At 36.7% G+C, this 14,411-nt stretch carries 11 protein-coding genes; 2 read left to right on the forward strand and 9 right to left on the reverse strand.

Features of this window, described 5'->3' with window-relative positions:
* Positions 1–577: 577 nt before the first annotated feature.
* The 6 genes from AC106K_RS21045 to AC106K_RS21070 form a co-directional block, all read right to left on the reverse strand.
* Positions 578–1,159, reverse strand: a complete 582-nt coding sequence (locus AC106K_RS21045; protein ID WP_482447404.1) for a Crp/Fnr family transcriptional regulator — start codon at positions 1,157–1,159, stop codon at positions 578–580.
* A gap of 48 nt (positions 1,160–1,207) precedes the next feature.
* The gene (gene glmM / locus AC106K_RS21050) at positions 1,208–2,590 is read right to left on the reverse strand and encodes a phosphoglucosamine mutase (RefSeq protein WP_482447405.1); all 1,383 of its coding nucleotides are present in this window, start codon (positions 2,588–2,590) and stop codon (positions 1,208–1,210) included.
* A 68-nt stretch (positions 2,591–2,658) separates the two neighbouring features.
* Complete coding sequence (locus AC106K_RS21055) at positions 2,659–3,672, reverse strand: DUF4421 family protein (RefSeq protein ID WP_482447406.1); 1,014 nt, start codon at positions 3,670–3,672, stop codon at positions 2,659–2,661.
* A 218-nt stretch (positions 3,673–3,890) separates the two neighbouring features.
* Positions 3,891–5,924, reverse strand: coding sequence for a ferrous iron transport protein B (gene feoB, locus AC106K_RS21060; RefSeq protein WP_482447407.1), 2,034 nt, complete (start codon positions 5,922–5,924; stop codon positions 3,891–3,893).
* Complete coding sequence (locus AC106K_RS21065; RefSeq protein WP_482447408.1) at positions 5,924–6,178, reverse strand: FeoA family protein; 255 nt, start codon at positions 6,176–6,178, stop codon at positions 5,924–5,926. The genes feoB and AC106K_RS21065 overlap by 1 nt, the downstream gene beginning before the upstream one ends.
* Positions 6,179–6,311: 133 nt before the next feature.
* Positions 6,312–7,211: a GLPGLI family protein gene (locus AC106K_RS21070; protein WP_482447409.1), complete on the reverse strand. Its 900-nt coding sequence runs from the start codon at positions 7,209–7,211 to the stop codon at positions 6,312–6,314.
* 181 nt (positions 7,212–7,392) lie between these two features.
* Here AC106K_RS21070 and AC106K_RS21075 point away from each other — a divergent pair, with 181 nt between their 5' ends.
* The gene (locus AC106K_RS21075) at positions 7,393–7,890 is read left to right on the forward strand and encodes a DinB family protein (protein WP_482447410.1); all 498 of its coding nucleotides are present in this window, start codon (positions 7,393–7,395) and stop codon (positions 7,888–7,890) included.
* Positions 7,891–7,949: 59 nt separating this feature from the next.
* Here AC106K_RS21075 and AC106K_RS21080 read toward each other — a convergent pair whose 3' ends face one another.
* Entirely contained in the window at positions 7,950–10,658 is a 2,709-nt protein-coding gene (locus tag AC106K_RS21080) for a hypothetical protein (protein ID WP_482447411.1), read from the reverse strand.
* Between the two features lie 648 nt (positions 10,659–11,306).
* Here AC106K_RS21080 and AC106K_RS21085 point away from each other — a divergent pair.
* Complete coding sequence (locus tag AC106K_RS21085) at positions 11,307–12,188, forward strand: cupin-like domain-containing protein (protein WP_482447412.1); 882 nt, start codon at positions 11,307–11,309, stop codon at positions 12,186–12,188.
* Positions 12,189–12,237: 49 nt separating this feature from the next.
* On the opposite strand, the gene AC106K_RS21090 is transcribed toward AC106K_RS21085, so the two are convergent.
* Positions 12,238–13,962 (reverse strand): M14 family metallopeptidase, encoded by a 1,725-nt coding sequence (locus AC106K_RS21090; protein WP_482447635.1) that lies wholly within the window; start codon positions 13,960–13,962, stop codon positions 12,238–12,240.
* Between the two features lie 131 nt (positions 13,963–14,093).
* A complete protein-coding gene (locus AC106K_RS21095) occupies positions 14,094–14,351 on the reverse strand; it encodes a hypothetical protein (protein WP_482447414.1) in 258 nt (85 codons plus the stop codon).
* Between the last annotated feature and the right edge of the window lie 60 nt (positions 14,352–14,411).

The following is a 14,411-nucleotide window of genomic DNA, read 5'->3' on the forward strand; positions in this document are numbered from 1 at the left end:
CGCCCTTTTGCGTTAAAAACCAATACAATTAATCTTGTTGTAATTATCTAATAAGAAGCGATGTGGAAGAGAAAGACCAGAAGTTATTGAAGTACATTAAATACAAATGAAAGTATAAAACGCTACGGTCGCAAGTTTACTGATTACTTGCTTTATTTTACGATCGCAGAGGCACTTCGTTCAGCTAAGAATGCGAGCATTGCTAAGTGAAACGCCTTTGCGAGCTTTTTATAATCATTAGCCTGAAATTTCTTTGCGCCCTTTTGCGTTAAAAACCAATACAATTAATCTTGTTGTAATTATCTAATAAGAAGCGATGTGGAAGAGAAAGACCAGAAGTTATTGAAGTACATTAAATACAAATGAAAGTATAAAACGCTACGATCGCAAGTTACTGACTACATTCTTTATTTTTCGGTCGCAGAGGCACTTCGTTCAGCTAAGAATGCGAGCATTGCTGAGTGAAACGCCTTTGTGAGCCTTTTATAATCATTAGCTTGAAAATTCTTTGCGTTCTTTTGCGTTAAAAACCCAATACAATTAATCTTCAGTTGTATATCGCATTAAAGATTTTACTTTAAGAAGGCTTTTGTTTCAAGATTTTACTCTTTATTCTACTCAGATGTACTGTTGTAATACCCAGATAAGAAGCGATATAATGCTGGGGAATCCTTTTAATGATTTCCGGTTTTTCTTTAGCAAGATTGATATACCGCTGCTGAGGAGTGTCTTTAATAAAGGAAAAGAAATGTTTCATATAATCGAAAACTCTTTCAAAAAGAGCATCCATAAACAGGGTTCTGAGTTCGGGGTTTTCATACACCTCTTCCAGAAATGACTCTACATCAGGTTTTTTAACTTTATATAAAATACAGGGTTCTACGGTTTCAAAGGTGACCATGCTGGGCAAGCCTTTTTTAAAGCTTTCAAGGGAAGAAAACATGGTATTTTCCAGGAAAAACTGAAAGGTCACGTCTTTACCGTCATTATTATACCAGGCTCTTACAATTCCTTTTTCAATATAAAAAGCATTGTAAGAAATCTCTCCTTCTTTTAGCAGCAAAGTCTTGGCAGGAACTTCCATACGGTCGAAGCTGCCTAACAATTTCCGCCATTTTTCTTTTGGGAAAGGGAATCTGTTTTTGATGTGTTCAAACATTTTCGGTATAAAAAAAGAACGGAGCTTGCCCCGTTCTTTTGATGTATTTTAGATTAAAGTCTTGATTTTAGCAATAATATCATCTCCCAATTTATCGGCTTCTTCTTGTGATTTGGCTTCTGTATAAATTCTGATGATTGGTTCTGTATTGGATTTTCTAAGGTGAACCCAGTTGTTTTCGAAGTCTATTTTCACTCCGTCTACGGTAGAAACTTCTTCATTCTGGTATTCCTGTTCCATTTTGCTTAGAATAGCATCCACATCGATCTCAGGAGTCAGTTCTATTTTCTTTTTCCCCATAAAATAGCTTGGATACCCTGCTCTCAATTCGGAAACTGTTTTATTTTCTTTTGCCAGATGGGTTAAAAATAATGCCACTCCAACTAAAGAATCTCTTCCGTAGTGTAATTCAGGATAGATAATTCCTCCGTTTCCTTCTCCTCCGATCACTGCATTCTTTTCTTTCATCAGCGTAACAACGTTCACTTCTCCTACTGCACTGGCAAAGTATTCTGAGTTGTGGGCGTGGGCTACGTCTCTCAATGCGCGGCTTGAAGAAAGGTTAGAGATGGCTGCTCCGTTTTTGTTCTTCAAAAGGTAGTCTGCAACGGCAACCAATGTATATTCTTCACCGAACATTTCTCCTTTTTCATCGATCAGGGCTAATCTGTCTACATCCGGATCTACGACTACTCCCAGATCTGCATTTTCTTTTTTAACCAGCTCACAGATGTCTCCTAAATGCTCCTTCAAAGGCTCAGGATTGTGTGGAAAATGGCCTGTTGGTTCACAGTATAATTTAACAGTTTCACAGCCTAATTTATCTAAAAGCATGGGAATAGCAATCCCTCCTGTAGAATTTACCGCATCCAGTACTACTTTGAAATTCTTAGCTTTGATTGCTTCAACATCCACCATCGGCAGGTCTAAAATCTGCTGAATATGAATATCAAAGGCATCATCTCTTGTCTCATATTTTCCAAGGTCATCTACTTCAGCATAGTTGAAGTCTTCACTTTCTGCCAAAGCCAATACTTCAGCTCCATTCTCACCAGTGATGAATTCTCCTTTATCGTTCAGAAGTTTAAGGGCATTCCATTGTTTTGGATTGTGAGAAGCCGTAAGGATGATCCCTCCGTCTGCTTTAAGTTCCGGAACCATTACTTCAACGGTAGGCGTGGTAGAAAGTCCTAAATCAATAACATTGATTCCTAATCCCTGTAATGTAGCGGTCACTAAAGAAGAAACCATCTGACCTGATATTCTTGCGTCTCTACCGATCACAAGGGTCAAATCTTTTTTATTTTTATTATTCTGAAGCCAGGTTCCGAATGCGGAAGCAAATTTTACCACATCAAGCGGAGTAAGGTTATCATTTACTTTTCCGCCTATGGTTCCGCGAATTCCTGAAATAGATTTTATTAACGACATTATGCTTTTATATTTCTTTGTTAGTATAATAAATTGTCCGAAACAAAGATAATTAAAAAGACCTCAAGTTATAAAATCGGGATCTTTTTTTGAACTTTATCATAGGTGTTTTTTACAACCTTAGGAGGGGCAAAACGATAACCGATATACAGCAATCCGTATACATAGTTGTTCTGAACGGTCTGATCAGACCTTGGGTTATAGGCATAAGCACTAAAGTTCATTTTACCCCCAAACAGAAACCGGTCTGTATTGTATCCCACATGAAGCCCTCCCTCCATTCTTAAAGTCAGGTATTGTGCATTGGTTCTCGCTCCATTATCATCGATGTTTTTATAGCTGGAAAATTTTCCTCCAAGTCCGAGAGCAAATGAAGGAGCAATATTGACCTTTTTTCCGAGCACCCAATTGTAGAAGTAGCCCATATTCGCTCCAATTTTATATTGGGTTTCTTTGACGCTGTGATCATCAATCCTGTTACTGAAGAGACTCAGGTCATAGTCGATGAACGGAATCCAGCTGCCACAGCTTTTCTTCTGCCATTCTCCCTGGGTATTGATGCTTCTTGCGGAAAAGTTTTTATTCAGAATATAAGAAGTAGAACCTCCGAAACTCTGCACTCTCAGGTCCGGAAACTGCATATAAGGCTGCCCTTCCCTCCATTCGGGGAAAACTTCTTTCATATTTTCAATATAGAACCCTTTTACGTTTTTGTAATAAAGGTTTTGGATGATTCTTTTTGGGAAAAACCTGACACTGAAATCTGTGTAAGAACTGCTCCCTTTCAGTTCATTGTCTTTGTTTTCTGAAAAGAAGCGGGGTGCAAACGATAAGGTAGCACTGATGATCCTATAGTCTATGGATAAGGAGACCTTTGTTTTATTATTAATGGAAAATATCTGCTGTTTTTCTTTTCCTTCTTCTCCTTCTGAAAAGATGTAACTCTCGAGATTGGTATCAAGATTGGCACGAATCATGACCTGATTTGCGTAGGACTTGATGTCAGCAGTATCCTGTTGTGCGTTCACCAGCGTGGTAAAACATACAAATAATGAAAGAAATACGAGGCGTAAAGGATTCAAGCTGGATATTTTAAATTAAAAAAATGAAAATACTACATTTTTTTCAATTATCCATTGAAACCTATATTAAGAACAACCGCAATCTTTATCGCAATTCGTTCTTTTGGAGCTAAATCTTTTAGGTGCAAAATTCTTTTTAAGTACTTTAAACAGAGAGTAGCAGGCAAATGCCACGATCAATGCAATGAGTACGTATTGAAAAATAAGTGAAGAATCCATTACTTTAAAATTTGATATACAATCATCGACACAAAATATGCCAAACCGGTCATCATGACAACCTGAAAGCCAGTCCATTTCCAGCTTTTGGTCTCTCTGTAGACTACTGCAAGTGTAGAAACACACTGCATTGCAAATGCATAAAAAAGAAGAACGGAAATTCCTGTAGCAAAACTAAAGACTTTTTCTCCGTTGGGTTTTACGTCTCTTCTCATTTTATCGATCACCTTTACTTCCGGCGCATCGTCTTCCAAACTGTATAAAGTAGACATTGTTCCTACAAAAACTTCTCTGGCTACAAAGCTGGTAAGGATTCCTACTCCCATTTTCCAGTCGTAACCCAGCGGAGCGATAACAGGCTCTATTCCTTTCCCCATTTTTGCAAGATAGGAATGATCCAGATGAACGTCTGTCGCCACCAATTCATTTGTTTTCTGACTAGGTCCGAAGTAGCTCAGGAACCAGATAATGATACTTACGATGAATATTATTTTTCCGGCTCCGGTGATGAAGTCCCATACTTTACCTAAAACCATTTTAAAATCGTATCCGAAAAGTGGCTTTTTATAGGCTGGAAGGTCCATTACCAGGTATGTTTTTCCTTTGCTTTTAATAAATCTTTTAAGGATTGCTGCTGAGAATAGCGCAACCAGGAAGCCCAGAAGATACATTGCCATCAGAACCAGTGCTTTATATTTTATTCCCAGGAAGGTTCCTTCCGAAATAATAAGCCCGATGATGATACTGTATACCGGAAGTCTTGCCGAGCATGTCATAAATGGCGTTACAAGGATAGTCAGCAATCTCTCTCTAACGTTTTCAATGTTTCTTGTGGAAATAACGGCAGGGATTGCACAGGCTGTTCCTGAAACAAGGGGCACAATACTCTTCCCATTAAGCCCGAAAGGACGAAGCAATCTATCCATCAGGAAGACCACTCTTGCCATATATCCTGAATCTTCCAACAGATAAAGGAAGTATAATAAAATTCCGATCTGAGGGGCAAATACAACGATTCCTCCAATTCCCGGTACAATTCCGTTCGAAATCAGTGAATTGACAGGTCCTGCCGGAAGGTGCTGATTCGTAAATGCAGCGAGCCATGAGAATGTATCTTCAATCCAGCTCATAGGATATTCTGCAAGGAAGAATACGCTTTGGAAAATAATTAACAGGATCGCCATGAAGACCACATATCCCCAGAATTTATGTACTAAAACCCTGTCGAGTTTTTCGGTCAGCAGTTCTTTAAATTGTGGTTTTTTGGAAATAACATTTTCCAATATCTTATCAACGTTCTGGTACCTTCTCACAGTTTCCTGAACCTGCAGTCTTTTGGGTACCAAACTTTTAGCTTCAGCTTCATTGATCTGCTCCATCACAGATTCTATTCTTCCAAGATCTGTTCCCAATGAAAGGCTCATCCATGCTCTGTACTCATTGTCGAAGCCTTTGTGTGAAGCCAGCTTATTAATGAAATCTCTATGCTCGTTCGGAGTTTCAAAAGAAGCTTTATTGGTTTTTACAAATTCGTTGTTGTGAACAGCATTTCTTATTTCATCAATTCCAATTTGCTCTTTGGCATTGGTCTGAATGATTTTAATGCCTAACGATTCAGAAAACTTCTGAATATCAATAGAGACTCCTCTTCTTTCTGCCTGGTCAATCTGATTGACAACCAGAATCATCGGAATTCCAAGATCCTGAATCTGCTGAAACAGAAGAAGCCCTCTTTTTAGGCTTAATGCTTCAAGAATATAAACAACTCCAGCATAGTTTTTCTGCTCATCGATAAGGTATTTTGAAAATATAGCTTCATCTTCCGAGCTCGGATAAACACTGTAGGAACCTGGAAGATCAATTACTTCAATCTCCTCATTTTTATAGAGATAGTTTCCCGAATGACTGGCAACGGTAACCCCGGCATAGTTCCCTGTTTTCTGCTTTTTATTACAAAGCGAGTTGAAAACTGTTGACTTTCCTACATTGGGATTTCCGACTAAAAGTATCTGTTTTTTCTTGTTTTCCTGCATTAATTCAATTCTTCAACAATGATATAATCTCCTTCTTCCTCACGAAGAGCAATCCGGCTTTTCTCTGCGCCAAACTCCACATACATCGGCCCACTGAACGGAGCCTGGTACAAAATCCTGAAAACGGTCTCCGGTAGAAGCCCCATTTCAATGATTTTATTGGGCATTTTCAGATGGTCATTATCATATCCCAATATCTTCCCCATTTTGTTTTTAGGGAATCCACTTAATTTATGTAATCCTTTCTCTTTCAAAGCCTAATTTTTAGTGATGCAAATATACGCTATTTAAATTTAATCTAAATAACGTTTTGCCATAAAAGAAATCAACCCAGATACATTGCTGTACTTGGGTTGATTCAAAATATAATTTAGTTGATATGAATGCTTATTTTTTCTTCTTTTCTGTAACCTGATCTTTTTCAATCGGGTTATCATTGGATCCGAAGAAATCTTTTACCTGTTTTTCCAGTCTTTTCATAAAATCACCTACAGTCCCATCTGTTCCCGGCATAGGCTTACTCATATTCTCAGCAGTCATGAACGGCCTGGACTCAGCGAAAGGATCTGCTTTATACCCTTCATAGGATTTTAAAAACTTTTCCTTTGTAGTAGGTGTTACTGTATTGCTCATCATTCCCATTTTAGCATTGATCTTATCGGAATACGATAACTCGTCATAGTTCTCTATTTTTTTGTTTCCGCTTAGCTGCCATGAGTAATTTTTGTCTTCATCTTCAATTTTTACGATCAAGCCTGGAAGCCCTTTAAATTTATACGGTCCATCCTGAAAAGGAATATCTGAACTGAACCATGCAGTCCATTTTCTTCCCCCAAACTCTGTAGTTGCTTTCTGTGCGTTGTATGCTCCTATTTTCTGTTTTTCCGGTAAAATATTCCACTGCAACTTAGGGTCATCTTCATATGAGAATAAATTTCTGCTGATTCTGTCTACATACTGCTCTTTCATGTCCGGATAGTTCTTGATAATCTTGTAAGAAAACTTTGGCCATCTGATCATTTTAGTCATATCCTTAAAGGTTTTGGTTTTCTCCATTTCCTCTATCTGAACCTTAATAATCGAATCCTGAGCAGGCATTGTGTAATCCTGATATATAGATTTTTTCGGCGTAATGTCAAGGATCGTAATGATCTTATCCAATTTTGCAGAATCTTTCTTAGGCTTAAAAGTCAATTCATAAAAGAAACGGTTGGCTGTTTCTTTTGATTCCTGTGCCCCTGCGAAGGCAAAAAGAGCGATAAGAAATACTGAAAAAAGCTTTTTCATTGTATCAAGTTTATATAATTAGTACTCACATTTGTTATTTTGTTACAGTTTTTTTTAAATTTTATTTTTTACAGGATTTTTTTCTTTACTGAAGGGTAGCCCAATCTCAAAAATTATGATTCTGTTAAAACATTTTAGTTTTTAAAAATATTACCTTTAAGTTTCTAAAAAACAAAATAATATGGACACTTTATCCCAATTTAAAAATGAGTTTGAAGCCGAGTATCAGACGACCAGAAAGTTTTTTGAAGCGTATCCTGACGGAAAGAATGAGTATACTCCGCATGAAAAAAGCATGAAAATGATGCCTCTTTCCACTCATATTGCGGAAATCTTTGAATGGCCCAATACAATGCTCAGTACTTCTGAGCTTGATTTTGCCAATAATGACAATCAGCGCAAGCCATTATCTACCAGAGAAGACCTTCTGCAGGCTCTGGATCATAATTACAAATCCGGAAAAGAAGCCCTGGAAAATGCTCAGGAAGACCAACTGAATGATACTTGGGCCCTGAAACATAACGGTCATGAACTGGCAAAATGGACCAAATACGAATCTATACGCCATGCTCTGAATCAGATTACCCATCACAGGGCTCAATTGGGTGTATATTACCGACTGAATGATATTCCCTTGCCTGGAAGCTATGGCCCCTCTGCAGATCATCAAAGTTTTTAACTTATTCAACAACCTATATCTCAACAAAAAACCAATCCTGTGAGGATTGGTTTTTTGTTTTATTTGAAGTTGAATTTTACCGTAAACATAACCTGGCTTGGGCGGAGCTGAATTTTGGTATAATCATTATACGTTGCGTTGACATTATAGGTTTCGAATACTTTTCGATTAGCAATATTCATCCATTTCAATTCAAAATCGATTTTCTTTTTTGCCCATGAAAACTGATATGAAATATCATAGAATGCGTTATTATAGCTTTGGTTGATATTGCTGCTATTCACCTGATCCCAATTAAATCCTATCGTATGATTTTCCAACGGGTAGAAAAATAAGGCAAGATTATGGTTATATCCGTTTCTTTTACTTGTTCCGATAAGTTCAGGAATCAAACTTGTATTGGTTTGTTTTGTTCTGGAGATACTTCCGTTATAATCAAGACTCATCCAGCTGAAGTAAGTGTTATTTAATTTAAATCCATAAGTTTGTGCATTGTTTTCACTTGCAAAAGCTCCGCTGTTCTGATAGGCATCTGAACGGGAAGTAGTATTATTATAGCTTACAGAAGCATTTGTTTTAAATTTTGGAAAATATTTTCCAACCTCCAGACTATATACGTTACTTACTGCATGGTTATCCTGTTCGATATAATTGCCTACAATAAACCCTTGATCGTTTCGGGTTGGGCTGGAAATCAGGTTTCTTTTACTGTCACTGAAACGATAGTTCACATTAAAGAAAAGGTTATTAAGCGGGTTTCTATATTCTATTCTGGTTCCTGTAGATTTTGTATTGTTCTGAGGAATCGGGTTGGCTGGATTCATAGAGTTGATCCCGTTGGGAGACTGCATAAGAAAACCTGCATAAGCGGTGTTCACATCTCCAAAGTTATTATTGATATTTCCGCTAGCTGAAGCTTTCCAGAATGAAGCAAATGAATACTGTACAAAAATATTAGGTTCAAAAGTAACTTTATTTACCGATTTTGAAACGTTTCTTAATGGATCATCTGCTTTTATGTTATTTGAATTTACAGGAAGATTGGCAAATAACATCCATGATTCACTTTTGTAATTTACACCTAAGCTTCCGTAAGGGGTAGCTATTGAATAGGTAAGATCATTATCATATTTATCTCCATATCCAAAATACTGCCCTGCCTGAAGATTAGTCAGTGTGGAATTAAGGGTCGTTGTCTTATAATTGAATCCTACTTCCGGAGTAAATGTCCATCCTTTTGTAGAAAATCCAATATTGGCAGAATGATTGGCTTCAAAAGTTTTTAATCTGAAGTTCTGTCTTACGCTTTCAGAAATAACATCCGGCTTGAACCCCGGGATGTCCAGATAAGAAGCAGGTGTAATATCTAAAGTCTGTTTATCTGTCTGATAATTGATAAATGATTTCACGTTGACCATTTTCTCTTTCCACGGAATAATGGTGCTCAATGAGTTTTGGAAAGAAGATGTAGGAGATTCTAAAGCTTCCTCCCCATGTCTGCCTGATGTATTGGGTTTATTACTTGTCCTGTCTGCCAATGCTCTGTCAGCGTTCCAGAATTGAGAGAAACTTGTTGTATTTTTAAAGAATCCTTTTTTAGCATTTTTTGTAAAAATCAATTCTGCTTTTGCTTTGTCTGTATAAAAATTATTAAAAATATTCTGAGTTACCCTTGCAGCAGGTGTATTAGACGTTGCAAAATAATCGGTCTGTCTGTAGCTTTCTCTTTCTACAGCATTATTGGTATAATTAGCACTGGCTTTTAATTCCCATTCTTTTTTCTTATCAATATTGACTAAATAATTGGCAGACAGATAATGAACACTGTTCATTAAATATCTCCTTACAGGAAGGTCCGGTGTACTTGCGTTTTCCACATTCAGCCAGCTATTTTGCCCTGCATTGATTCTTCTTCCTTCCCATCCACTTCCAAACGCAAGAATATTCCCCTCATTTTCAACCTGTTCCCCTGTATTATTGGTTTTATAATTGACTACCCACTGGCTTTTCTGTCCGAAAAACATTGGGGTCAGTTTTACATTCCAGAGAAAAGGTTCTAAACCAACACCTACTTCACCTCTACCTGTCATGGTTACAGAGTTTTTAAGTTTAATATTGATGGCCGCCTGATCTGAAGGAACTTTATCCTGAAGGATTTTTACAGGTTGGTGGTTTTCAAGAACTTCCACTTTTTGTACGGCGTCTTTAGGAAGGGAGTTATTGATGGTTCCGTAGCCACCTTCCATCAGATCTTTTCCGTTGACGTAGAATTTATTGATTGCATTTCCCTGATATAGAATACTTCCGTCTTTGTTGACTTCAATTCCCGGAATTTTTCTCATAACGTCAGCCAGTGTTCTGTCGTTTTTATTGTTGAATGCTTTAAGGTCATAGGAAATGGTGTCGCCTCTGGCCGTGATCATTTTGGTTTTCAGTTGTACTTCCTTTATTTCTGTAGCTTCAGACTGCATTTTGAAATTCAGGGTCTGATCGCTGTTGCTTATTTGCTTCGTAAGGGGCTTCTGATTGAATGCTTTTACCTTAAGGTCTACATTGGCTTCTCCGGAGGTAAAGGTTACTTTATATTCCCCTTTTGAATTGGTAATTCCATAGGCCAGAATAGCATCTTTACCAGGTTCTTCAATGGTAACGCTTGCACTGGGTATTGCTACTCCATCATCATCTGTGATCTTTCCTGAAACCGTTTTCTGTGCAAAGGACAGCACAGTAAAAAAAAGCATCAGAAATAAGGAAATATTCTTTTTCATACTTATTATTTGCTCAATTAGTTAGTCATTATGACTTTTCGTTACACTTTTTTTAAAGATATATTTTATAAGTGAAGGTTAAATCTTCATCATACGGAGATGATATATTTTCTTGTCAGGAAAAAATCGCCTTCAAAGGCTTAAGATAATAATAAAACAGTATTTAGTAGAAATTAAGCGAAATGCTCTCCGAATGGTCACATAAAAAAAAACATACAGGTAATCAATAACTTAAATTGAAATTAAAAAAAATACAATTATTTTATTTTGTAAAAAAAATTTCTCAAGTCATTTGATTTTAAAATTATAATTTAAATTATCTCCCTATATTTTGAATTAAAATAATATATCCATTTCATATCATTGATTTTATCAACATTTATATGATTTTTCATTTGAAATAAAAATAATATTTTAGTAACAGAATGGATTATTATTCATCTAAATTTGTGTTTTTGCCCTGTAATTCTATTACAGGGCATTTTTGTTTTTATGCATAAAAAAAGGAATTATTTAAGTATACGTATAGGAATTAATATTTTTATTTAGACTAAATAATAAAAATTGAGTTGAATCAAAGATTAAAAAAAAATTAAATAAGGGTACATAAGTATTTATTTAATAATTTTGTAACATAAAATTTATAAAATGGGAATTATTTTAAAGCCTATAGATATTGTAGATGATATTTCTAAAGAAGATTTCTACGAAAAATATCTAAAGCCAAGAAGGCCCGTTGTCATCAAAAATATGGCAAAAAAATGGCCTGCTTACCAAAAATGGACGATGGAATATATGAAGGAGGTTGTAGGAGATGTAGAGGTCCCGTTATATGACAGTTCAAAAGCCGACCCTTCTGCTCCCATCAACTCTTCTGCAGCCAAAATGAAATTCGGAGATTATATAGATCTTATACAGCGAGAGCCTACCGATCTAAGAATTTTCCTCTTCGACCCGATAAAATTCGCCCCGAAACTTCTGGAAGATTATATTTCTCCTAAGGAACTGATGGGAGGTTTCCTTGACAAATACCCTAATATGTTCTTCGGAGGAAAAGGTTCGGTAACGTTCCTTCACTTTGATATTGATATGGCGCATATCTTCCATACCCACTTCAACGGAAGAAAGCATATTCTTCTTTTCGACTATAAGTGGAAAGAAAGATTGTATCAGATTCCTTATGCTACATATGCTTTGGAAGATTATGATATTGAGAACCCGGATTTCACAAAATTCCCGGCTCTGGATGGTGTAGAAGGTATTGAATGCTTCCTTGAACATGGAGATACCCTGTTTATGCCTACCGGATGGTGGCACTGGATGAAATATCTGGACGGAAGTTTCTCTATTTCTTTGAGAGCGTGGGACAAGTCGTGGGCGGTAAAAGCACATTCTTTATGGAATCTGACCGTACAGCGTAAGTTTGATGACATTATGAAGTCTAATTTCAAGAAGAAATACATGGACTGGAAAGAAAAAATGGCCATTAAAAGAGCTGAACTTGCTTTGAAAAGGGGTTTACCAAGATAAATAAAAAAGACGTTTCGGATGAAACGTCTTTTTTTATATTTACAAATTATTACAGGACTCTGTATACAGGATACTGCCTGAACGTTTTTTCTTCAAAATAAGGAGAGTGTCTGTAAATCCAATCCAACTGAGCTTCACCACTGTCAAGCAATTTTTTATCCGATGCTTTTGCTGCCTCGAAAGTTTCTTTCAGTTTTTGATCATTCTTCAGCAGTTCTGCCGCTGTATCTTCAAAAATGTATGCTGAATAATATTCTTTCTGGGCTAAAATTCCGTCGAAGAAATTCCAGTTGAAAAAAGAATCTAATGCTTCAGGTTCAAGGGTTTCAATAATATATTTTACACCGGGCTGATCTGTAGAAACCAGGTAATCTCCTGCTGAAAAGGTAAGATCTTTACGATTAGTGTCTACAGTCGTCTCATAATGCAGATAATGCCCTTCGTAAGGATTTTTGACGGTTTTAAAGTCTTTGATCTTATAAGACTCAACAGTGAAGGTACTATCCTTCTGAATCGGTCTCATTTGAATTTTATTTCTTTTAAATTCATCAATGATGCGGTATTGTGATTGCGGAATGACATAATATTTCGGAATGGTGATATATCCTGTTGGGACAGCCGTGGTAAAGAGTTTTATGTTTTTCGTGAAAGGTTTATTTCTGTCGTAGAACAGTCTTGGTTTACCGGAGATTTCACTCGGCTTGTATTTTCCTTCATAACCTTTAAAATCCATCGTAGAATATTTCGTGGAGTCTATTTTCCAACGGATTCCATATGGTTTTCCTGCCTGATATTGTTTTAGGTTGTCAAGGCGAAGCTGTTTTATTTTGCTGTATTCTTTATCTAAATTCTGAAGATTGACCAACATATATTTGTAGGTAGCATCTACTCTTTTATCATAAGGTTTCAGCATATGGGTTTCCGGAACGGTTCCCAAAGAGTTGAAAAGTGAGGTATAACCTGTAGAATATCTCGGAGAGTCTTCAAATGATGCAAAGCCAACCTCCGGAACATCGCCGTGAATGTTGACATAAGGAGTACTTTCATACCCCAGTTTCTTCATATCCTCAAGGTTTTTAGCCTGGTAGTCATTATAAAAATAAGCTCCTAACGTATTTCCCAGGCGTTCTTTAAAGGTAGAAATATAGGTAAATGTATATTGATAATCTGCCCCGTTACTTACGTGATTGTCTATGAAAACATCCGGTTTCAGCCATTGATAGATTTCCTGAAAGCTTCTGGCATTTTTAGAATCTGCCTTTATAAAATCTCTGTTCAAGTCATAATTCCTGGCATTTCCTCTGAAACCATATTGCTCCGGACCGTTCTGATTGGCTCTGGAATGTGCTCCTCTGTTCAGCATTCCGCTGACATTATAGGCTGAAATTGCTGCAATAATGAAGTTCTGAGGGGTTTTTATTTTCTTAGCGGCCAAATCACGCATCAGCATCATTGTGGCATCAATACCGTCCGGTTCTCCGGGATGAATCCCGTTATTGACAAAGAGAATGGCTTTATTCTTTCTTAGCTTTTCCAGATCTTTTTCAGGAAAAGGGTTGTAGATAACCACATAAATGGGTTTCCCGTTGTCATCTTCTCCTTTTTTAAGATATTGAATTGTATTAAAGTTTTTGGCCAGATCCTGGTAATAGGTATTCATTTCTTCATAGGTAACAGTTTGGTTACCATTTCCTTTTTCAAAAGGGGTCTGAAATGATTTCTGAGCAAACATCAGGGAAGAGCTCAGAAGCAACAGGAGGTATTTCAGTTTCATTGTTGACATAATTTTCGGGATTTAAAATTAGTCAATATGATTGGGGCAGAAAAGCAAAAGGGCAAAAATGCGGAAAAGCTTATCTGCAAATTTGTTTTTCTTCTATATGATTAGGTATGTTATAAAAACTGCTAGAGATTTCTTGCTTTAATTTCTTTATTGGCCAGATTCAGGTTCATCAATAAAGGAGCAAGGGTAACAGGCATTACAATAAACGGGATAAATGCTGCAAAAGGAAAGCCTTTGGCTCCTTTGATGGAAAGAAGTACAATAAATGCTATGATTCCGAGTATAAAAATGACTCCGAAGCCGATGGAAACGCCTTTGAGTGTATTTCTTTTTTTAATCAGTTCTTCATTGGATAATCCTTCATAGATATTTTTATTCATCCCTTCAGTTTTTTACAAATATAGGTTGTTTTCGAGATATACTCTATTATAAAATAAAAC

The organism is Chryseobacterium sp. FR048, assembly GCF_056844665.1.

Coding starts and splice junctions, on each gene's coding strand:
- AC106K_RS21045 (WP_482447404.1), bottom strand. CDS start 1,159: ATGTTTGAACACATCAAAAACAGATTCCCTTTCCCAAAAGAAAAATGG.
- glmM (WP_482447405.1), bottom strand. CDS start 2,590: ATGTCGTTAATAAAATCTATTTCAGGAATTCGCGGAACCATAGGCGGA.
- feoB (WP_482447407.1), bottom strand. CDS start 5,924: ATGCAGGAAAACAAGAAAAAACAGATACTTTTAGTCGGAAATCCCAAT.
- AC106K_RS21075 (WP_482447410.1), top strand. CDS start 7,393: ATGGACACTTTATCCCAATTTAAAAATGAGTTTGAAGCCGAGTATCAG.
- AC106K_RS21095 (WP_482447414.1), bottom strand. CDS start 14,351: ATGAATAAAAATATCTATGAAGGATTATCCAATGAAGAACTGATTAAA.
- AC106K_RS21080 (WP_482447411.1), bottom strand. CDS start 10,658: ATGAAAAAGAATATTTCCTTATTTCTGATGCTTTTTTTTACTGTGCTG.
- AC106K_RS21085 (WP_482447412.1), top strand. CDS start 11,307: ATGGGAATTATTTTAAAGCCTATAGATATTGTAGATGATATTTCTAAA.
- AC106K_RS21070 (WP_482447409.1), bottom strand. CDS start 7,211: ATGAAAAAGCTTTTTTCAGTATTTCTTATCGCTCTTTTTGCCTTCGCA.
- AC106K_RS21090 (WP_482447635.1), bottom strand. CDS start 13,962: ATGAAACTGAAATACCTCCTGTTGCTTCTGAGCTCTTCCCTGATGTTT.